14 protein-coding genes and 1 pseudogene are annotated in these 20,321 nt (G+C 68.8%); 3 read left to right on the top strand and 12 right to left on the bottom strand.

All coding sequences use genetic code 11. The features are described from left to right. The first annotated feature begins 1 nt into the window (after position 1). The gene (locus A7X97_RS09910) at positions 2-1,993 is read left to right on the top strand and encodes a M56 family metallopeptidase (RefSeq protein WP_111007877.1); all 1,992 of its coding nucleotides are present in this window, start codon (positions 2-4) and stop codon (positions 1,991-1,993) included. Between the two features lie 67 nt (positions 1,994-2,060). Here the strand turns inward: A7X97_RS09910 and A7X97_RS09905 are convergent, their stop codons facing one another. The 3 genes from A7X97_RS09905 to A7X97_RS09895 all read right to left on the bottom strand — a co-directional run bounded on the left by A7X97_RS09905 (position 2,061) and on the right by A7X97_RS09895 (position 5,962). Next, the gene (locus A7X97_RS09905; RefSeq protein ID WP_072167401.1) at positions 2,061-2,375 is read right to left on the bottom strand and encodes an I78 family peptidase inhibitor; all 315 of its coding nucleotides are present in this window, start codon (positions 2,373-2,375) and stop codon (positions 2,061-2,063) included. A 78-nt stretch (positions 2,376-2,453) separates the two neighbouring features. Then, the gene (locus A7X97_RS09900; protein ID WP_111007876.1) at positions 2,454-3,476 is read right to left on the bottom strand and encodes a ribonuclease H-like domain-containing protein; all 1,023 of its coding nucleotides are present in this window, start codon (positions 3,474-3,476) and stop codon (positions 2,454-2,456) included. Continuing rightward, a complete protein-coding gene (locus A7X97_RS09895; RefSeq protein WP_111007875.1) occupies positions 3,473-5,962 on the bottom strand; it encodes a DEAD/DEAH box helicase in 2,490 nt (829 codons plus the stop codon). The genes A7X97_RS09900 and A7X97_RS09895 overlap by 4 nt, the downstream gene beginning before the upstream one ends. A 210-nt stretch (positions 5,963-6,172) precedes the next feature. On the opposite strand from A7X97_RS09895, the pseudogene A7X97_RS09890 reads away from it, so the two are divergent. Further along, positions 6,173-6,690 (top strand): annotated as a pseudogene (locus A7X97_RS09890) (hypothetical protein). Positions 6,691-6,730: 40 nt separating this feature from the next. Continuing rightward, positions 6,731-7,405, top strand: a complete 675-nt coding sequence (locus tag A7X97_RS09885; RefSeq protein ID WP_072167397.1) for a hypothetical protein — start codon at positions 6,731-6,733, stop codon at positions 7,403-7,405. A 99-nt stretch (positions 7,406-7,504) separates the two neighbouring features. Here the strand turns inward: A7X97_RS09885 and A7X97_RS09880 are convergent, their stop codons facing one another. The 9 genes from A7X97_RS09880 to A7X97_RS09840 are packed head-to-tail and all read right to left on the bottom strand — an operon-like array spanning position 7,505 to position 19,855. Beyond that, positions 7,505-9,313 carry a hypothetical protein gene (locus A7X97_RS09880; RefSeq protein WP_111007874.1) on the bottom strand — a complete coding sequence of 603 codons (1,809 nt, stop codon included), beginning with the start codon at positions 9,311-9,313 and terminating at the stop codon, positions 7,505-7,507. Continuing rightward, a complete protein-coding gene (locus tag A7X97_RS09875) occupies positions 9,310-11,478 on the bottom strand; it encodes a hypothetical protein (RefSeq protein ID WP_111007873.1) in 2,169 nt (722 codons plus the stop codon). The genes A7X97_RS09880 and A7X97_RS09875 overlap by 4 nt, the downstream gene beginning before the upstream one ends. Then, the gene (locus tag A7X97_RS09870) at positions 11,475-12,596 is read right to left on the bottom strand and encodes a BatA domain-containing protein (RefSeq protein ID WP_111007872.1); all 1,122 of its coding nucleotides are present in this window, start codon (positions 12,594-12,596) and stop codon (positions 11,475-11,477) included. The genes A7X97_RS09875 and A7X97_RS09870 overlap by 4 nt, the downstream gene beginning before the upstream one ends. Beyond that, the gene (locus tag A7X97_RS09865) at positions 12,593-13,489 is read right to left on the bottom strand and encodes a DUF58 domain-containing protein (protein WP_072167393.1); all 897 of its coding nucleotides are present in this window, start codon (positions 13,487-13,489) and stop codon (positions 12,593-12,595) included. Before A7X97_RS09865 ends, A7X97_RS09870 begins: the two co-directional genes overlap by 4 nt. 7 nt (positions 13,490-13,496) lie before the next feature. Then, positions 13,497-14,480, bottom strand: a complete 984-nt coding sequence (locus tag A7X97_RS09860) for an AAA family ATPase (RefSeq protein ID WP_061479903.1) — start codon at positions 14,478-14,480, stop codon at positions 13,497-13,499. Between the two features lie 16 nt (positions 14,481-14,496). After that, a complete protein-coding gene (locus A7X97_RS09855) occupies positions 14,497-15,204 on the bottom strand; it encodes a DUF4159 domain-containing protein (RefSeq protein WP_005421001.1) in 708 nt (235 codons plus the stop codon). After that, positions 15,204-16,538 carry a TldD/PmbA family protein gene (locus A7X97_RS09850; RefSeq protein ID WP_072167392.1) on the bottom strand — a complete coding sequence of 445 codons (1,335 nt, stop codon included), beginning with the start codon at positions 16,536-16,538 and terminating at the stop codon, positions 15,204-15,206. The genes A7X97_RS09855 and A7X97_RS09850 overlap by 1 nt, the downstream gene beginning before the upstream one ends. A 20-nt stretch (positions 16,539-16,558) precedes the next feature. After that, positions 16,559-18,193: a TldD/PmbA family protein gene (locus tag A7X97_RS09845; protein WP_072167391.1), complete on the bottom strand. Its 1,635-nt coding sequence runs from the start codon at positions 18,191-18,193 to the stop codon at positions 16,559-16,561. A gap of 30 nt (positions 18,194-18,223) precedes the next feature. Further along, positions 18,224-19,855, bottom strand: a complete 1,632-nt coding sequence (locus A7X97_RS09840; protein ID WP_072167390.1) for a TldD/PmbA family protein — start codon at positions 19,853-19,855, stop codon at positions 18,224-18,226. Positions 19,856-20,321: the final 466 nt, after the last annotated feature.

The following is a 20,321-nucleotide window of genomic DNA, read 5'->3' as shown; positions in this document are numbered from 1 at the left end:
CATGGACACCACGATGCTGATCCCGATGCTGGAACGCCTGGGCTGGACCAGCCTGCAGACCGTGCTGCTGGTGGCGCTGGTGTACGGCCTGTGCCGCGCGCTGCCGTCGCTGTCGGCGGCGACCCGCTGCCGCCTGTGGTGGCTGGTCTCGCTGCAGGCCGTGCTCGGCCTGTTCTGGAGCCAGCCGTTGCAGTTGGCCTGGCTGCCTGCCCCGCAGGCGGTGGCGATGACCGCGACCGACGTGGCCGCTGACATCGTCTACCCGCTGGCCCCGGAGGCCTCGGCACAGTTGCTGGCCGCGATGCCGATGCCTGCAGCGGACGCGCCGGCAGTGGCGTGGTGGGCCGTCGCGCTGGCCGCGCTGTGGGCATCCGGCGTGCTGCTGATGGCGCTGCGTACCTTCGGTGAGTGGCGTCGCTGCCGCGCGCTGCTGGCAGCGGCCTATCCCTGCGAGGACCAGGCGTTGGTGCAGGCCCTGCAGCTGGCTTCCGATGCACATGGCGTGCGGCCTGCGCCGCGGTTGTGGATGAGCACGCAGGTGGACGCACCGCAGCTGGTCGGCCCGTTCCGCCCGGTGCTGCTGTTGCCGGCTGGCGACAATGCCCTGCAGGGCGACGCGCTGGACCTGGCCCTGACCCACGAACTGCAGCACCTGCAGCGGCGGGACCTGCAGTGGGGCCTGCTGCCTGCGCTGGCCCAGCACCTGTTCTTCTTCCATCCGCTGCTGCGCCTGTCGGTGCGTGAATATGCACAAGCGCGCGAAGAAGCGGTGGACGCAGCGGTGGTGGGCCAGCACGCTGCCAGCCGCCAGGCCTATGGCCGTCTGCTGCTGCAGCTGGGGGTGGCACCGCAGCCGCACCTGGGCGTGGCCAGTGCCGCACCGGATGCCACCAGCCTCAAGCGTCGCCTGCTCTCGCTGCAGCCGCGCCGGGCCTGCCCGCGCATCCTGGCGATGGCGCTGACTGCTGTGGTGGTGGTGGTGGGCGTGGCGCCGATGCGACTGGTCGCAGCGCCGGTGCCGCCGGCACCGCCCGCGCCACCGGCGGCACCCAAGGTCGTGGCGCCAGCACCGCCGAAGGCTCCCAAGGCTCCGGCCGCACCGCCATCCGCCGCGGGCGTGCCGGCGGCCCCGGCCGCGCCTGCAGCACCGGCCGCGCCGGCCGAACCCGCTGACGCGACCGGGCCCGACGATGCCGATGTGGCCGATGTCGACGATGCCACGGGCATGGCCGAAGACGATGAAGGCGCGACGTCGGCCGCCACCTCCATCACCACCTACGGTCGCCTCGACCTGGGCAGGTCGCCCCGGGAGGCCTTCGTTCTGGTTGATGGTGATTCGACCTTCGCCAACGGCGGCATGGACGACGTGACGGTGGCCCGCAGGCAGCTCGGCAAGGGCCCGGCGTTGTGGTTCCGCCAGGGTGACAAGCGCTACGTGGTGCGTGACCCGATGCTGATCCAGACGCTGCAGCGTGCCTACAGCGGTGCCGTAGAGCTGGGCCGCCAGCAGAGCGAACTGGGCCGCCAGCAAAGCCTGTTGGGTCGCCGGCAGGGCGAACTCGGCAGGCAGATGGGTGAAATGGGCCGCCTGCAGGGCGAGGAATCGCGCCGCATCGCACTGATCGCCGCCGAGGCCGCGCGCAGTGCGATGGCCGCGCATGACATCAACCGCGAGGCGGCGGCGGAAGCGGCAAAGGCAGCGCGCGGTGCAACCAGCGACGTGGTCGTTGCGCGTGAGGCTGCACGCGAGGCCGCCGCCGAGGCACGCCGTGCGATGCAGGAAGCCCGCAGCGAGGCCGGGCAGTCCGGCCGCACTCGTGACATGCAGCGCCTGGCCAGCCAGCAGTCTGAACTGGCCAGCCGCCAGGCAGCGCTGGGCAGCCAGCAGGCCGCCTTGGGCGAGCGCCAGGCACGCGTGCATGCCCAAGCGTCGCAGCAGGCGCAGCAGGTGATCGCGCGCGCCTTGGCCAGCGGCAAGGCCGAGCGACTCTGATCGGTAGTGCCGGCCGCTGGCCGGCAATGTGGGGTGCCGGCCAGCGGCCGGCACTGCCCTGGGGCGATCAACCGCAGCTGGCGCGCTCGATCCGGTTCTGCGCATCCACCTGCACCGTCACGCGGTCCTGGCGGAAGTCCATGGTCACCGCCATGCCCGGCTTGACCACCCGTGCACCGCGCGCGCCGCTGGCGGCCACCAGCTTCTTGATGGTGGCTTCGTCAGCCGTCTTGCCGGTGAAGGCCTCGAGCGCCTCCGGCTTGCATTCGTGCGCGGCGTCGGCCACGGGTGCCGGCGTGGGATCGTGGGCGGTGCTGCCGCCGGCGTGACTGCAGGCGGCCAAGGGCAGGATGGCGAGCAGGACAAGGGGACTGGGACGCATCGTCGGGCTCCAGGCGTGGATGGTGGTGGCAGTGTCACCGCTGCCACCGTCAGGGCATGTCAACGCGGCCCCGTGTCATTACTGCCCGACCAGCGCCAGTGTCTCGCGCTCGCGCTGTTCCTCGCGCACCAGCCGCTGCAGCAGCAGGGCCAGGGTCACCACGTCCTGGTGATTGTGGTCGGCCACCCGGCGCAGGTTCACCGCGTCGCCGCCTCGCAGGAAGCGCAACCACGCACCGGGTGCCTCCGAGCCCGGCAGATCGTCCTCGCGCACCACGCGCAGCAGCTGGCGTTCGATGGTGGACAGCTTGCAGTTCTCCCACGTGCCGCGATAGCGGCGGCGGGTGGGGTAGAGCAGGTCGACATGGTCCAGCGCGCTGATCGGGTCGCGTCGCCGGGCAAGCCGGTAACGCGCTTTCAGCAGCGGTGCGTCATAGCTGCGGCCGTTGTAGCTGCAGAACACGGTGGACGGTTGCAGCCAGCCGGCGAAGGTGGCCAGCATCGCGTCCTCGGCGGCCATGGTGGCCATCAGCAGCTGGCGGATGCGCAGGCCTTCGCCACGCCGCGGGCACACATGCCAGTCCGCAGCGCCGATCATGAAGGCGCGGGTGCCGGTGCCGCCGGCCAGGCCGGTGGTTTCGGTATCGAAGAACAGCAGGTCACGCGCAGCCAGGTGCTCGCCGTCGCGACGGGCGAAATCAAGCGACAGCGGTTGTGCCGGGATCGCCTGCGGCTGCAGCGATTCGATCAGGAACAGGCCCGGTGCGATCTCCTCACCTGGCAACTGACGGTCCTGTGCGCTGGCGCGAGCAGGAGCGGCGCCGCCGCGCGTGCGCAGGCCGAGCAGGCGATGCATGCTGCCCACTTCGGGCCGACGCAGTGCGGGCGGCGCCGTGGCAGATGCCGCAGCGCCGGTCGGCTTGTGGCGGATCTCCTGCTCGACCCAGGCGAACACCGAACGCTCGGCCGGTGGTTGCCGCGCATCGTTGGCGGCCATGGGTGCCGGTGGCGCAGGGGGCACGTCCGGCACGGCCGGTGTGCTCGCCTTCGGGTCGCCGGCCTGCCTGCGCAGCAGGCGCAGCTTGTCCAGGCTCAGGCTCACGGTGCCAGCAGCTCCATCGGATCGCGCGTGGTTACCACCACGTCGGGTACGTGCCGGCAGGCCTCGGCGTCGAACAGGTCGAGCACGCGCAATGCCAGCGCACGTGGCGAGGTTTCATCCTCTTCCTGTGCAGCCAGCACCGGGCCGACGCAGGCCGGGCAGCCGGCCTTGCAGTCGCAGCGTTGCACCAGTTCGCGCGCGCGCTGCACCAGTTCGGCCTGGCGCTGCCACAGCGGTTCGCTGAGGCCGACGCCGCCGGGGAAGTTGTCGTACAGGTACACGGTGGGCACGAACTCCTGCAGCAGCTCCACCCCACCGGGATCGCCCTCGCTGCCGCGCAGCTGGCCGCGGCCGCTCTGGTCGGCGATCGCGAACCAGGAACCATCGCCGTTGCCCACCGACTTCTGCAGGTCGCGCGCATCGGCCATCACCGCCACGGTGGCGACGATGTGCAGTGCATACGCGGCGCCGAGAAAGCCATCCAGCGCATCCTGCTTGCTGGCGAACGCGCGCAGCAGCAGCGCCTGCGGCAGCTGCCACCACACCGCAGTGGTGTGCAGTTCCTGGTCGGGCAGGTTCACCGGCCCGTAGCCGATGTTCTCGTGGGTGTAATAGCGGATCTTCTTGTAGCCGGCCACGCGGCGCACCACGTGCACTTCGCCATGATGCGAATCGCCCCGGCCGGCCACGCCGCCATCGAAACGGTCCAGCACCTTGAGCTTGGTGAAGTCGATGCTGTCGGTGTAGTAGTCCACGTGGGTGCGGGTGACATAGGCCTTGCGGCCCTCCCAGTCGAGCGTCTCCACCTGGTAGGGCGTGGACTGCACCATGTGGATGGCGCCTTCATACAGCGTGAGCGCGGCGGCGGAGTAATCGACCTCGGCGATGATCTGCTGGCGGCCATCGCTGCGGTCGACCACCACGAAGTTGCCGTCGGCCACCGCACGCAGGCTGACCGCGTTGGCCGGATAGCTGTCGGCGATCCATTCCCAGCGCTCGCCTTCGCGGTGGATGACTTCGGTTTCGGCCAGCGCTTCCAGGAATACCTCCGGATCGATCGGGCCGAAGCCATCGCCGACCCGGAACGGCAGTTCAAAGGCCGCGCAGCGGATATGGTCGAACAGGATCAGCGGCTGGTCTGGCGCAATGCGCGCATGTTCGGGCGAGGCTTCGGCGAAGAAGTCTGGGTGCCGCACCACGTACTGGTCCAGCGGCTGCGAACTGGCCACCATCACGCCGAGTGCGGGTTGCTGGCGGCGACCGGCACGACCGAAACGCTGCCAGGTGGCGGCCACGCTGCCGGGATAGCCATTGAGGATGACCACGTCCAGGCTGCCGATATCCACGCCCAGTTCCAGCGCCGAGGTGCTGACGATGCCGTCGATGTTGCCGGCACGCATCGCACGCTCGGTCTCGCGGCGTTCGGTGGGCAGATAACCGCCGCGGTAGGCGCGGATGCGGGGCGGCTTGCGCGGGTCGTGGTCGAAGATGTCCTTCAGGTACTTGGTCAGCACCTCGACCATCAACCGGGTCTGCGCGAACACCAGGGTCTTCAGCCCGGACTTGATCGCGATGCGCGCGATGCGGTTGCTCTGCGAGCGCGCCGAGGCACGCAGGCCCAGGTCGGGGTTGATCACCGGCGGGTTCCACAGCAGCACCTGCTTCGGCCCGGTGGGCGCGCCGGATTCGGTGACGGCGGTGACCGGTGCCTCGATCAACGCCTCGGCATGTGCCTGCGGGTTGCCGATGGTGGCCGAGCACAGGATGAACTGCGGTTGCACGCCATAGAACGCGCAGATGCGCTTGAGCCGGCGCAGCACGTTGGTGACGTGGCTGCCGAACACGCCGCGATAGGTGTGCACCTCGTCGATGACGATGTAGCGCAGGTTCTCGAAGAACTGTGCCCACTTGGTGTGATGCGGCAGGATGGCCTGGTGCAGCATGTCCGGGTTGGACACCACGATGTCGCCATGCAGGCGGATCGCCTGGCGCGCATCGCCGGGGGTGTCGCCGTCGAAGGTGAAGGCCTTGACGCCGAGATCGCCGGCACGATTGAGTTCCAGCAGCTCGGCCACCTGGTCCTGGGCCAGTGCTTTGGTCGGGAACAGGTACAGCGCCTTGGCCTTGTCCTGCATGGCCGCGCTGACCACCGGCAGGGTGTAGCACAGCGACTTGCCGCTGGCGGTGGGGGTGACGATGGCTACGTGCTCGCCGCGCTGGCTGGCCTCCCAGGCTTCGGCCTGGTGGCTGTAGAGCTGCTCGATGCCACGTGCCTTCAGTGCAGCGGCCAGCGCCGGTGGTACCGAGTCGGGAATGGGCGCGTAGCGGCCTTCACGGCCGGGAATGGCGAAGCTGCCGGTGATGCGGTCCTGGTAGCGGCGCTGCAGGCGCGCGCTGAGCAGAGCGCCGTCGCGGGCGGGCAGGCCATCGCGGGTGGCGAGCTTCTGCTCGGCATCGGCGGTGCGCTTGGCGAGTTCGTAGGCCATGGAAGAGGAAGCGGGGACGGATTGCGAGGGGTCACATGGCACCACATCCATGTCTCAGGATGTGAGACACCACACACGGAGACGTGAACCGTTCAGTGCTCGCGTCCCGTGGTGTGGCCGCATCTCCCTTGGCTGAACAGCGGCCAGTGCAGCAACGAAATCTGAAGCCGGCATCCGTATGCTTGGGCGCTGGACGCAACCAAAGGGTGGATGGCTGTGGCACGACGTGGAACGCAGGGAGCACTCCTGGCCGGCATGCTGCTGACCGGCATCGTACAGGCGCAACAGGCTGCGCCGGTGGCGGTGCCCGATCCTGCACCCGTTCCCCCTGAAGATGCGCCGCCTGCCCCCACCGCACCGATCTCCACCACCTTGCCGCAGGACAACGTCACCACCCTCGGCGAAGTGCGTGCGCTCAAGCCCGATGACGAGCCGCTGGACCTGTACCGCTTCAAGAACCCGGTGAAGTTCGGCGATAACCGCTTCAGCCGCGACTGGAGCGAACCGCCATCGCCGGAGCAGGTCAGCATGGGCGGTGGCTACATCATGATGGGCGTGGTCAAGGGTGTGCTGGCGGCAGCCAAAGGCATCAACAAACTCACCGGCGGTCCCGACCAGATCCAGGCGGCCGTGGCGCGGCCACCCCCAGAGCTCAGTGCCGAACAGCAGCAGCGAGGCTGCGGTTCTCACAGGAGCAGGATGCCGGCGACACAGCGCCAGTGAAGTAGGCCGGTATATCCTGCGGGCTCCCCCACCAGTAATGCTGTCATGTCCCTGCGTTCATTCTGCCTGCTGGCCGCGTTGCTGCCGGCCTCCGCCTTCGCGTCCGGTATCGCCGATGGCGGCGCCTGCCGCAATGGCGCGTTCCCCTCCCAACAGAGCCGGTTCGCGCTGGCGCGGGTGGTTGATGCACCGCGCCTGTACCTGCTCGGCGACATGGAGGGCTGCCCCGCCAAGGGCGAACCGGCCTGCCGCCAGCGCAGCTATGTGGTCAACGGCGATACGGTGGTGACCGGTCGCGACCTGGGCCGTTACCGCTGCGCGTTCTTCCCCAACAAGGTGGGCGGCAGCGCCGGCTGGGTCGACCGCAGCAAGCTGCAGCCGTTGCCGGTGGCCGTGCCCACGCTGCAGGACTGGACGGGCCACTGGAAAGATGGCGACAACGGCCTGCGCATCACGGTGCAGGGTGGACAGCTGCATGTGGATGGCGACGCCTACTGGCCCTCCGCCAACCCCACGCCGGAACAGCGCCCGTATGGGCCGAACCTGGGCCAGGTGGAAGCGCGTGCCACACCGCAGGGTGCCGATGTCGAGTTCGCCGAGGATACGTGCCGGGTGCGTGTGCACTCGCTGGGTGAGGTGCTGATCGTGGCCGACAACAGCGAATGCGGTGGCATGAACGTGCGCTTCAATGGCGTGTACCGGCGCGCGGGAACGCGTTGACCCCGCCGAAAGACGCCAGCCAAGGTTGGCGTCCACCAGGGCAACCGGCCAGTAGATCCACGCCATGCGTGGATGCCGCCCGCGATCCCATCGTCGCGGTCAGCGCCGCCGCTCCAACCACCACAGCAGCGATGCGCACAGCACGAACGCCAGCCACCACGGCCAGCGCGATCCCGGCACGGGTTGCATCAGCGACGCGGTTGCCGGGGAGCTGCCCGCCAGCGCCTGCGTGGTTGCATCGATCATTGCCTGCTGATGCAGCGCGGGCGCGTCCTTCGGGTCGAACGCATAGCGCCAGAGGGTAGCGTCACCGTGCTGCAGGCGCTGCCAGCCCGCCTCGCGCGGCCACCAGCCCGCGCAACGCAGGTCTGACGTCGCGCCATCGACGATCAGCGGCGTGCCTTCGCCGCGTGCGTTGAAGGCTTGCAGCGGCGCCTGCACGCCGCACAGCGCCTGCCGTTCGCCCGCCCAGCTGATCGGCTGTGGCGACCACAGCGCCTCAGCGCTGCCCTGCGCCCGCGCCAGCGTGGCAACCACGCCGCTCCACAGTTCGCCGTGGCGGTCATCGCGGCCGGCCAGCACCCAGCGCCAACTGTCGGTGATGGGCAGCAGGCCGATGCGGCCTTTGCCGGTAGCGCGCCAGCCACCGACAGCCTTGCCGGTGCGATCGTGCAGCAGCGCGTTGCTGCCAGGTACCTGCAGCCCCAGTGCTTCCAGTGTGGGCAGCGCGGCGTCGTGCGAACTGCGGTCTGCCTCTTCGCCGTAGCCGGTCGGCAGCGTACCCGCGGCGAGCGGGCCACGTCGTGCGGCGAGGACCGCGCTCTCGCCGTCGCCGGGAAGTTCGAGGACCTGGCTGCTGCCATCACCCCGCAGCGGCAGGCCCAGATCGTGCAGGCGCTGGCGCGCGCTGGCCGAAGGCGCGCCCGCACTGCGTACCAGCACGCCCAGTCCTTCGCGCAGCGCCTGCCGCACAGCGGCCAGCTGGGCGGCATTCAATGCCGCCAGGCTGCGCTCGTCCAGCAGCAGCAGATCGCTGCGCGCCAGCGACGCCGCGTCCAGCGGCAAGGCGCCGTCGCCGACGCTCAGGCCGGCACCGGTATCGGCCTGCACCTGCACGCGGATGCCGGCATCGGCTGCCCAGCGGCGCAGGTACTTCAGTTCGGGGCCCGGCGCGCTGGCGCGTACCTGCAGGCGCAACGGCGCCGCCGGCAGGGTCTGCTGCGGCACCGGCACGTTGTCCACCACATGGCCGTCGGCATCGAGCAGGCGCAGCTGGAACACGCTGCGGCCTTCGGCGCGGGTGATGCCACTCAACTGAACGTGGCCATCGTCGGCAACATCCGCGCGATCGACCACGCTGCCGGCCGGGTCGAGCAGTTCCGCCTTTGCCCTGGCAACGCCACGCGCCTGTGCCTGTACCTCGAAGCGTGCGCCGGGCGCGGCGTCGGCCGGTGGCTGCAAGGCGACCCAGCCGCGCGGCGGTGCTGTCGGCTGCCAACGTACGTCGCGTGGCAGTACTGCGTCGCGGTCACGCGCGACCAGGCCGGCACCAACCAGCGTCAGCGTGGAGGCCGGATGCTGCCGCAGCGCGGTGGCCAGGTCGGGTACGCGCTTTGCGCCGGGCACATCGGCAGCTTCCGGCAACAGCCACAGCGGACCTTCGCTGGCCGGGAACGCGCCGGCCCTGCTGGCATCGATTCCGAGCACAACCAGCCCGCCTGCGGGTTGCTGGCGGGTGGGCGGCACCAGGCAGAAATACAGCAGCGTGGCGACGATGACCTGCAGTCCGATCACCCCCCAGCGGCGGCCACGGTGCGTGGTGTTGTTGCGCGACTGGCGAACGCTGGCGATCGCCACGATCACAGCGAGTGCCAGGACGATCCACAGGTTCAGGCCGGAGGGGTTCATGGCTGCGCCTCCAGCGCGTCCAGGTAGCGCTGGCCCATCGCATCGGCGGCACCGCGCCGCATCGCCTGCGGCAGTGGACGCTGCAGCGCCCGCCACAACTGAGCGCGCAGGCGCTGGCGGCAGTCGCGGCAACCGGGCTCGATGCGCAGCTGCTCGATGGCGGCAGCCAGATCCAGCGCATCGGGCAGGTAGGCGGCATTGCGCTGCTGCCAGGCAGCGAGTGCATCGAGGTCGGGCACGCTGGTGTCATCACCGAGGCGCTGCCAGGCTTCAACGATGGCCCGGTCGGGCGGGGTTCGTGCGGCCAACGGCAGTTCACGACTGGCCAGTCCGGCGCGATCACCGCCGAGGCGACGGCCTTCATCGATCGGTGGCAGTTCTGGCCCGACCCGGGCCAGATAGATGCGTTCGGCCTGCTGCACCTGCTTGATGAAACCCAGCGCCTTGTAGGCAAACGGCAACGCCTGCTCTGGCCGGCCCTGGCGCAGCTCGCCTTCGGCCGACCACATCTGGTCCAGCGCGGCCTTCAGCGTGGCCCGGGTCTGCGGGTCGAGCAGGGTCGCGGCCTCGGCATGGTCATGGGTGTGGCCGTATTCGGAGAGCACATCGGTGGCGCTGCCGAACACCGGTGGCGAATCGGCATTGGACGCCTTGCCGCCGTGATCGTGGCCATGCTCATCGTGTGCCCCGGCCTCGGTGCCATGGTCGTGCTCGTGCTCGTCGTCGTGGCTGCCTGCAGCTGGCGCATCGCTGGTGGGCAGGTCGCTGGTCGGCGGCGGCTTCGGTGCGCCTTCGCTTTCCTCACCCAGGAACTGGCCGTAGCGCAGGCGCAGGATGCGCTGGTCGACACCGATCGCATCGCTGCGCTTCACGAAGTCCTCGGCGGCGAGGCTGCGTCGCTGCCGGATCAGCGCTTCGGCATCGATGATGATCTGCCGCTGGCTGCGGAAGTAGGCCGGCAGCGTCTTCTTGATGCGGCCTTCCAGTTCGGCACCGAGTGCAACCTCGGCGCTGGGCAGGCGCAGGATCACGCTGCTGCTGCGCCCGGCCTGCGGTGTTGGCGCGTGGTTGTCGCGTACTTCCAGCTGGGCGATGACATCGCTGCCGGGCTGCGCGCCCAGCGCAGCCAGGTCGAGGCTGTGCGCGAAACGCCGTGCAGTCGCTTCGCCGCTGCCGGTGAGGCCGACACTGCGGCGAACGAAGGTGATGTTCTCGCCGCTGCCCTGGGTAATGGTGATCGACAGCGTTGCCTGCGTGGCCACGGCGTAGTCATCGCTGGCTTCGAAGCGCAACGACCACTGGCGTTGCCCGGGCGTGCCCAGCACCAGGGTCGCGGCGGGCTCCAGCACGCGCACGCTGGGCGCACGATCAGCGACCACGTCCAGGCGATGCAGGCGGGTCTGGGCCAGTGCAGGTTCGCTCACCACGCGGTACAGCACAGGCACGCGCGCCACATCCTGCGCCAGCCACTGCCCATCCTGCTCGCTCAGCGGCAGCCGGCGGCCGTCGTGGAACTGCAGCCATGCCTTGTCCGGCGCGCGATCGAAGCGCAACGACCACGACAGCCGGCTGTCCGCGGCGACCTTGGCATCCAGCGCGTTCTGGGTGCGCGTGGCCTGGCCGGTATAGGCCGGTGCGTCGATCCGCAGGCGCGTGGACTGAAGGTGCAGCGGGCCGGCGGCAGCCGTGCTGACAGGCGCCGATGTGCGGGCCGGCGCGGAGTCGGGGCCGGAACGTGACCAGCCGAATGCCAGCGCAGTGATCGCCAGGCCTGCGACCCAGCTCAGGGCCAACGCCCTGCGCGGCCAGCGCTGACGCAGGTCCGGTGTCGCGCGCTCCAGCGTGGCCAGCACATGCGCGCGCTGGCGCTGCTGCAGCGGATTGAGCATGGCGGCATCGGCGAACAGCAGGTCGGCACTGTCCTCGCTGGCACCGCTGGCATCAAGCTGGCGCTGCACCCACTGTGGGTCCAGCTGGCGGGCATGTGCCGTGGCGAGCGCTGCGCAGGCGAGCGCGCTGACGGTGCCGACCACGCAGGCGATATCGAAGCCCGCCAGACGCAGCACCAGCGTCGTCGCGGCCAGCGCCCATGGCAGGCCCAGCAGCAGGGTAACGAGTGCACGTCGACGCCGTGCGCGTTGCCAGGCGTGCTGCAGGGTGTTCATGCGGCCACCCTGCGCCGGCGACTGCTGGCCATCCAGCGCTCCAGCGCGAACAGCAGCACGATGGCCAGCAGCAACCACGTGGTTGGCTCACGCGCTGGGGGCGCTATGGCGGGCAGTGCGGCCCGGCGTGGTGCCTGGTCCTGTGCATCGCCGAGGCGCGGTGACGCTGGCGGTTGCAGCGCCAGCAGCAGGGCACGCGGCAACCGCGGGTCGCGCAGCGCTGCGTTGCCTGAGGCATCCCAGTCGCCGGGTAGTGACAGCAGGACGCCGTGGCCGATGCGCTGTTGCCACAGCACTGGTGAGCCGTCGGCGTTGCGCAGCAGGATGCCGGCGTCGCCAGCAGGCTTGCCGGCGCTCACTGCACGACCGCCGTGGCGCAGCCATGCCTGCCAGCTCGCCGGCAGTGCATCGCTGCGGCTCCATACGCCGATCTCGCCGCGTTCGGGCAGGGCATCGGCCGACAGAGGAGCGAGCGGCGCCTGCATGCCCCACGCGCGCTGCAGTGCGTTCACCCAGTGCTGGGCGGCGGCCGGCGCATCGCTGTGCACGCGCAGACGCGGCACCGTCGCGGCACTCGGTTGCGGAGTGGCCGGTACCGGTTGCGGCCGCCACTGCACTTCGCGCGACAGCTGCAGGCGGGTGCCGTCCAGACCGGGCAGGGGATCGGGAACGTGCACGGTCAACGCGGTGCCCGCGGGCAGCTGTGCGTCCAACTCGCGCAGCAGGCTGGGCAGCGATGCGCTGGATGCCGGCGGTGCCTGATCGATGGTGGGGAAGCCGGGTGCCAGCCAGTGCCAGTTGCCCTCTTTGGCGGTGCCGCGCAGTGCGGCGGCGTCCAATCCGGGAGCCACTACCGTCCACTCGGTGGGGACGGGCGCGGGGCCGGTCAATGCAGGGCGTGCCAGCAGCAAGGCCAATGCGGCCAGCAGCAACAGGCGCAGCAGCAGCAACGGCCAGTCATCGAAGCGGATGCGCTGGCGCGGGCGGATCTGCGCGCGCAGCCAGCGCAGCGCGGCGAAATCCAGCGGCGTGTACGGATGGCGCCGGGCCAGATGGATCAGCAGCGGTAGCAACCACGCAGCGAGCGCGGCCAGGCCCAACGGGAACAGCAGGGTCATGCACTGCCCCCACGGCCGAACAGCGCCTGCAGGGGTTGATCCAACGGCTGGTCGAGCCAGCCGGTGGCACTGGCAATGCCGCTGGCCTGCAGGCGCGACTGCAATGCGTTGCGTGCGTCAGCGAAGCGCTGCAGGTAGTCGGCGCGGATCGCCGCGCCATCGCCCAGCAGTTCCTCGCCGGTCTCCGGATCGCGGAAGCGATGGCCGGCGTCGAACGGGAAATCGCGCTCGTCGGCGGTCAGGATCTGCAGCAGTGCCACTTCACGGCGTGCGCTGGCCAGTTGCTCCAGCAGCACGATGCAGGCCGCGTCGAAGCCATCACCCATCGCCAGCAGCAGGTCGCCCGGGCGCACGCGCTCCCACAGTGGCCGCAGGCGTTCGGCCGCGGGCCAGGTGCCGCGCGCCTGCAGGGCATGCAGTTGCAGATGCACGCGATCACGCTGGCGTGCGCCGTTCGCCGCGGGCACCAGCTGCAGTCCATCGCCATTGATCGCCAGCAGGCCGAAACGGTCGCCCTGCTGCAGCGCCAGTTCCACCACGCAGGCGGCCACGCCGCGCATGTGATCCAGGCGCGTGCGCTGCGGTGCCGCGCGATCGGCCTGGCCGGCCGAGGCGGTGGCATCGAGCAACAGCCAGACCGTGATCGGGCTTTCGCGTTCGGATTCGCGCACGAAGAAGCGGTCCGAACGCGCGTACAGCTTCCAGTCGATCTGGCGCAGCTCGTCGCCCGGTTCGTAGGCCCGGTACTGGGCGAACTCGAGGCCGGCACCGCGGCTGCGGCTGGCGTGCTGGCCGATGCCACTGGCACCGCTGGCCAGGCGCGGCCGCAGCCGCAGCAGGCGCAGGCGCGCACGCAGTTCCGGTGGCAAGGTCAGCGGGGTACCGGCGTTCACGCGTGGATCAACCCGGGAATGGCACGGCCTGCAGCAGGGCGGCGACCACGTCGTCGGCACGCTTCTGCTCGGCCTCGGCGGCGAACGACAGCAGCAGGCGATGGCGCATCACCGGCGCGGCCAGCGCCTGCACGTCCTCGCGGGTGGCGGCGAAGCGGCCCTGCAGCAAGGCGCGCGCTTTTGCCGCGAGCACCAGCGACTGCCCGGCGCGCGGACCGGCGCCCCACTTCACCCATTGGTTGATCGCCGCCGGGGCGCCTTCGCCGGGCCGGCTGGCGCGCACCAGGCGGGTGATCCAGGCCAGCACGTCGGGGCTGACATGCACCTGCCGCACAGCCGCCTGCAGGGCGATCACCGCCTCGGCATCCATCACCTTCGGCACCGCGTCGGTGGCACCGCCGGTGGTCTGTTCCAGGATCCGCCGTTCCTCGTCTTCGCTGGGGTAATCCACCAGCACATGCAGCAGGAAGCGGTCCAGTTGCGCTTCGGGCAGCGGGTAGGTGCCGGCCTGCTCGATCGGGTTCTGCGTGGCCAGCACGAAGAACGGCGCGGGCAACGCGTAGGTGGTGCCGGCGTAGCTGACCGTGCGTTCCTGCATTGCCTCCAGCAGTGCGGCCTGGGTCTTGGGCGGGGTGCGGTTGAGTTCGTCGGCCAACAGCAGGTGGGTGAAGATCGGGCCCTGCTGGAAGCGGAAATGGCGATGGCCGGTGCCATGGTCTTCCTCCAGCAGCTCGGTGCCGAGAATGTCGCTGGGCATCAGGTCGGGGGTGAACTGCACGCGCCGGAACTGCAGTTCCAATGCCTGGCCGAGTGAGCGCACCAGCAGGGTCTTGCCGAGCCCGGGCGCACCTTCCAGCAGGCAGTGGCCACCGGCCAGCAGGCCGATCAACAGCTGCTCGACCACCGTGTGCTGGCCCACCACCGCGCGTGCAAGCGCGGCGCGCAGTTCATCCAGGCGCGGCAGCAGGGAATCGAGGTCGGGGGAGTTCATGGGCGTGCAGGTCCTGTCAATTGTTCAACGCGTACATCACGATGTTGACGCCAAAGCGGGTGTTGTCTTCGGCCAGGAAGCGCTTGTTGCGCCAGTCGTAGTCCCACTCGCAGCCATAGTCCTTGTTGCTGTAGAGCAGGCCCAGCCGACCATCGACCTCGATGCCTTTCAGATAGTCGTGCACCAGGTCGTCGCCCCAGCCGTTGAGTTCGAAGCTGGTGGCGGGCGGACCGTCCGGGAAGCGGAAGAAACTGCGGTACAGCGCGTGGCTGTTGGGCAGTTTCTGCAATGCCTTCGGGCCGAACAGCCGGCCCATCTGTGCCTCGAACGAGGTGGCGAACAGGCCGTCGATGTCATGGTTGCAGTCGTCGACGAAGACGAAGCCGCCATTGCGCACGTAGCGCACGAAGTTCTGCCGTTCGGCGGCGTTGAACTCCACCAGCGTGTGCCCGGCCAGGTAGCAGAACGGCGCTTCCAGCATGCGCGGGTCGGCCAGGGCCACCACGTGTTCCTGCGGGTCCACGCGCAGCGAGGTGTAGTCGATCAGCGAGGTGATCAGGTTGGACGGCATGCGCGCGTCCACGTCCCAGTCACCGGAGTCGTACTGCAGGCGGGTGAACCAGAAGTCGTAGCGCGAACTGCGCGGGCCTGCCTGTGCCCAGGCTGGCAGCGCCGCCGCCGAAGCGGCAGCGGCCAACCAGCGCAGGCAGGCCCGGCGATCCATCAGACCGCGTCGGACAGCGAGGTGAAGGTGAAATCGCGCAGCTTCATCGGCGGGATCATCATCACGAAGCTGGACTCATCACCGGCCACACGCACCGGCTTGCCCAGCTCTTCGATGTTGTTGAGCATGATCACCGGCGACTCGTTGAAGCGGAAGTTCTTCACCGGGTACTTGATCTGGCCGTTCTCGATGTAGAAGGTGCCGTCGCGGGTCAGGCCGGTCAGCAGCACGGTCTGCGGGTCGACCATGCGGATGTACCAGGTGCGGGTGACCAGGATGCCCTTCTGGGTGCCGCGCACCAGCTCGGCGGTGCTCTTGTCGCCACCGCTCATCAGCAGGTTGCCAGGCGTAGCCTTGGCGGTCTTGCCCTGCTTCTGCGCCCAGAAGCGCGAGTAGTCCAGGTTGGCGATCCTGCCGTTCTCGATGATGGCCATGCGTTCGCGCGGCAGGCCTTCGTTGTCCCACGGCAGCACCGGCGCCTCCGGATGCCACGGGTCGGCGATCATGGTCACGCGCGGGTCGTAGACCTGCTCGCCCAGCTTGTTGCCGCCGCCCTTCTTCGACAGGAAGCTGCGGCCCTCATCGGCCGAGCGTGCACTGAAGAAGTTCATCATGAAGCTGATCAGGCCTGCAGCTGCGGCCGGCTCCAGGATGACCGTGTACTTGCCCGGTTCCAGTGCCTTGGCTTCGGCCGATTCGGTGGCCTTGCGCATGGCGATGCGGATGTCCTGGTCAGCCTTGAAGTCCACCGCGTCCTTCAGGTTGCGGCCGACCCAGCCCGAACCGCGGCCATCTTCGGTGCGCACAGTGCAGGTGTAATCGAAGTTGGTGGTGCGCTGGTAAGCGAAGTTGCCGTTGCTGTTGGCGGTGGCCTGGAAGCCCTGCCCGTCCTCCAGGAAGCCGGCGGCGACCAGGCCGTGGCCGCGGCACGGGGCGATCGAATCGGCAGCGACCTTCGCACGGAAGGCCGGATCGATCGCGGCGGTGGATTCGCTGAAGGTCGGGCTGGCGCGGTAGCTCTGCTTGCCGATGGCCGGCATGAACTCCGGGTTCTCCGGGGCCAGGCGGGCCAGGTCTTCGGCACGGCGTACCACGCGTTCCAGCGCGGCGTCGTCGAACTCGTTGATCGAGGCAGTGCCGACGCGCTTGCCGAAGGCGACGGTGACCGCCAGTTCGGTGTTGTCGACGATGCCGCTGGTGGAGACATTGTTCAGCGCGAAACGGATGTTGCCGCTGATTGCACCGGCCAGCACGGCGGTGCACTCGTCGGCCTTGGACAGGGCGATGACCTTGTCGAGGATGGCCTTGGCCTGGGCTTCGGTGAAGATACTCATGTGTAAGGGCTCCTGACCGGTCAGCCGAGGCTGCGTGCGGTGTTGATGACGTTGATGCCGTTGAAGCGCGCGGTGGACGAGCCGTGCGAGACCGCCGAGACCTGTCCCGGCTGGCCCTTGCCGTCGAAGAACGAACCGCCCAGGCGGTAGTCGCGCTCGTCGGCCACGGCGGTACAGGCGTTCCAGAATTCCGGCGTGCGGATCTGGTAGGCCACGTCTTCCAGCATGCGGGTGATCTGGCCGTTCTTGATCTCGTAGAACAGCTGGCCGCCGAACTGCGCGTTGTAGCGCTGCTGGTCGATCGAGAACGAACCGTCACCGATGATGTAGATGCCGTTCTCCACGTCCTTGATCAGGTCCGGCACGCTCAGCGGCTTCTTGCCCGGTGCCATCGACACGTTGGCCATGCGCTGGAACTGCACGCTGGACCACGAGTCGGCATAGCAGCAGCCGTCGGACTCGGTCTTGCCGAGGATGTGCGCCTGGTCGCGGATGGTCTGGTAGTCCACCAGCTTGCCGTTGCTGATCAGGTCCCAGCGCTTGCACTTCACGCCTTCATCGTCGTATGCCACGGCGCCAAGGCTGCCCGGCTGGGTCTTGTCGGCGAAGATGTTGACCAGCTCGCTGCCGTACTGGAAACGCTGTTCGCGCTTGTCCAGGGTGGCGAAGCTGGTGCCGGCGTAGTTGGCTTCGTAGCCGAGCACGCGGTCCAGTTCCAGCGGGTGGCCGATCGACTCGTGGATGGTCAGCCAGGTGTGCGACGGATCGAGCACCAGGTCGTACTTGCCCGGCTTCACCGACGGTGCCTTCAGCTTTTCCTGCGCCTGCCGGGCGGCGGCGATGGCGTCTTCCTTCATGTCGTAGGAAGAACTGTAGTTGACCACGCCATTGGGGCTGACCACCTTGCCCGCGGCGGCGCCGTCCAGGTACTCGTAGCCCAGGCCCATCGGCGAGGACAGGCCCGAACGGGTGCGGAACTTGCCGCTGGCCTTGTCGATGGCGGTGACCGTCATCGGCGCCCAGATGCGATGCACGTCCTGGTCGATGTAGGAACCGTCGGTGGAGGCGAAGTACTTCTGCTCGTTGACCAGGAACAGCATCGAGTTGATGAAGCTGGCACCGGCGCCCATTGCGGCGGCGTTGACGTCCAGCAGCAGGCCGACCTTGTCCTTGATCGGCACCTCCATCGCATTCTTGCGGATCGGCGTGCGCCAGCTCACCTCACCCACGCCCGGCGCCTTGGCCAGCTGCACCGGCGCGGTCTGCACGCCGGCATTGGCCTTGGCGATCGCCGCCGCCTGCTGCGCGGCCTTGGCCACATCGGCCGTACCCAGCGCGTTGGTGGCGGCAAAGCCCCACGCACCATTGACGATCACGCGGATGCCCACGCCAGTGGACTCGGTGTTCACCACGTTCTGCACCTTGTCTTCGCGGGTGATCACGAACTGCCGCAGGTAGCGGCCGATGCGCACGTCGCAGTAGGTGGCACCGGCCTGGCGGGCGGCAGCCAGCGCCGCATCGGCCAGGCGCTTCTTCAGCCCCAGGTCCAGCGTGCTCTGCAGCTGCTCGGCGGCGATCACCTTGCCGAAGAAGGAGGGCACGATCAGCCCGCCCGCGGTAAGCCCGGTCAGGGCCAGGAAGTCACGTCTTTGCAAGGCTGCTCTCCATGTCGAAGGATGGGTGGCTCAAGCGCCGAGACTGCGCGCGGTGTTGATGATGTTGATGCCGTTGAAGCGGGTGGTGGATGAACCGTGCGAGACCGCCGACACCTGGCCCGGCTGGCCCTTGCCATCGAAGAACGAACCGCCCAGGCGGAAGTCGCGTTCATCGCAGATGGCGGTGCAGGCATTCCAGAATTCCGGGGTGCGGATCTGGTAGGCCGCATCCTCAACCATGCCGGCGATCTTTCCGTCCTTGATCTGGTAGTACAGCTGGCCGCCGAACTGCGCGTTGTAACGCTGCTGATCGATCGAATACGAACCGCGGCCGTGGATGTAGATGCCGTTCTCCACGTCCTTGATCATGTCCTCGACGCTGAGCGGTTGCTTGCCCGGCGCCAGCGAGACATTGGCCATGCGCTGGAACTGCACGCTGGACCAGGAATCGGCGTAGCTGCAGCCATGCGATGCATCGCGGCCGAGGATATGGGCTTCGTCACGGGTGGCCTGGTAATCGACCAGGATGCCGTCGCGCACCAGGTCCCAGCGCTGGGTCTTCACGCCCTCGTCGTCGTAGCCGACCGCGCCGAGGCTGCCGGGCTGGGTCTTGTCGGCGAAGAAGGTGACGATGTCGCTGCCCCAGCGGAAGCCGGCATCGCGCTTGTCCAGCGTGGCGAAGCTGGTGCCGGCGTAGTTGGCTTCGTAGCCGAGCACGCGGTCCAGCTCCAGCGGGTGGCCAACGTTCTCGTGGATGGTCAGGAACAGATTGGACGGGTCCAGCACCAGGTCGTACTTGCCGGGCTTCACCGACGGCGCCTTCAGTTTCTCGCGCGCGTGGCGGGCGGCCGCAATGGCGTCCTCGACCGGGTCGTAGGAATCGCGGTAGGCAGTGATGCCACCGGGCAGCTGCACCTTGCCGCGCGCATCGCCATCGAGGAACTCATAGCCCATGCCCATCGGCGAGGACAGGCCGGCGCGGGTGCGGAATCTGCCGCTGGCCTTGTCGATGGCGGTGGCGGTGAACGGCAACCAGATGCGGTGGATGTCCTGGTCGATGAACGAGCCGTCGCTGGAGGCGAAGTACTTCTGTTCGTTGACCAGGAACAGGGTGGAATTGATGTAGTCGGCGCCCGCATCCAGCGCAGCGGCATTGAGGGCCAGCAGCAGCTCGACCTTGTCCTGGATCGGCACCGCCATCGCGTTCCTGCGGATGGGCGTCTGCCAGCGCACTTCACCGACGGACGGCGTGGGTGCCAGTTGCACCGGGCGGGTCTGGATGCTGGCGTTGGCGCGGGCGATTGCTGCGGCCTGCTCGACCGCTGCGCGCACGGCGGCCTCGGTCTGCTGATGGGTGGCAGCAAAGCCCCAGGCGCCGTTGACGATCACCCGCACACCCACGCCGGACGATTCTCGGTTGGTCACATTGCCGACCTGGTGCTCGCGGGTGATCACCGACTGATTGAGGTAGCGGCCGATGCGCACATCGCAGTAGCTGGCCTTGGCCGAGCGTGCGGTGGCCAGCGCGACCTCGGCCAAGCGCCGGCGCTGGGCGGTATCGACCGGCGCCAGCAGCTGCTCGGCGGCGATGGCACGGGAATGCGGCAGCAGCAGGCCGGCCAGGCCCAGGCCGGAAAAAGCCAGGAACTCACGTCGTTGCACAGCGTTTCTCTCTCTCGCTTGCGTGCGGTCGGCAACGCGCCGGACCGATCACGTCAACTCCTCGACTTTCGCCAGCGCGGCGCAACCGGGCAAGTGACTGCAGTCATGGTTGGGGAGGGTTTCGGCAGGGCTTGCAGCCCTGCACCTGCTCAATGCAACGGCAACGGCAACGGCCAAAGCCAGAGCCAGAGCGGCATTCCGTGGGTGGGCGGGGCGGTGTCGGATTGCGGGGACGCCGTGAATCCGTCCATGGAGGCTTGGCAGCCGCATCCATGCGGCTGACACCCCGCAATCCGACACCGCCCCACCTCTGACAGATTCCTGCGGCTGTTGGTAGGTGTCGACCTTGGTCGACACATCTGTCAGGTATCGAAATGAATCCGGGGTCAGATCCGTTTTCCTGTGGAAAACGGATCTGACCCCAAGAGCACTTCCGACAGATCGCGGAAATCTGTCGAAGGCGGGG

The sequence above is a fragment of the Stenotrophomonas sepilia genome, assembly GCF_003244875.1.
GTDB lineage: Bacteria > Pseudomonadota > Gammaproteobacteria > Xanthomonadales > Xanthomonadaceae > Stenotrophomonas > Stenotrophomonas sepilia.
This window is presented reverse-complemented; position numbering and strand designations above follow the sequence as displayed.

Excerpts from the sequence above, each read along its gene's own strand:
- A7X97_RS09910 (WP_111007877.1), top strand. The coding sequence starts at position 2 with ATGGACACCACGATGCTGATCCCGATGCTGGAACGCCTGGGCTGGACC.
- A7X97_RS09905 (WP_072167401.1), bottom strand. The coding sequence starts at position 2,375 with ATGCGTCCCAGTCCCCTTGTCCTGCTCGCCATCCTGCCCTTGGCCGCC.
- A7X97_RS09895 (WP_111007875.1), bottom strand. The coding sequence starts at position 5,962 with ATGGCCTACGAACTCGCCAAGCGCACCGCCGATGCCGAGCAGAAGCTC.
- A7X97_RS09885 (WP_072167397.1), top strand. The coding sequence starts at position 6,731 with ATGTCCCTGCGTTCATTCTGCCTGCTGGCCGCGTTGCTGCCGGCCTCC.
- A7X97_RS09880 (WP_111007874.1), bottom strand. The coding sequence starts at position 9,313 with ATGAACCCCTCCGGCCTGAACCTGTGGATCGTCCTGGCACTCGCTGTG.
- A7X97_RS09875 (WP_111007873.1), bottom strand. The coding sequence starts at position 11,478 with ATGAACACCCTGCAGCACGCCTGGCAACGCGCACGGCGTCGACGTGCA.
- A7X97_RS09870 (WP_111007872.1), bottom strand. The coding sequence starts at position 12,596 with ATGACCCTGCTGTTCCCGTTGGGCCTGGCCGCGCTCGCTGCGTGGTTG.
- A7X97_RS09860 (WP_061479903.1), bottom strand. The coding sequence starts at position 14,480 with ATGAACTCCCCCGACCTCGATTCCCTGCTGCCGCGCCTGGATGAACTG.
- A7X97_RS09855 (WP_005421001.1), bottom strand. The coding sequence starts at position 15,204 with ATGGATCGCCGGGCCTGCCTGCGCTGGTTGGCCGCTGCCGCTTCGGCG.
- A7X97_RS09850 (WP_072167392.1), bottom strand. The coding sequence starts at position 16,538 with ATGAGTATCTTCACCGAAGCCCAGGCCAAGGCCATCCTCGACAAGGTC.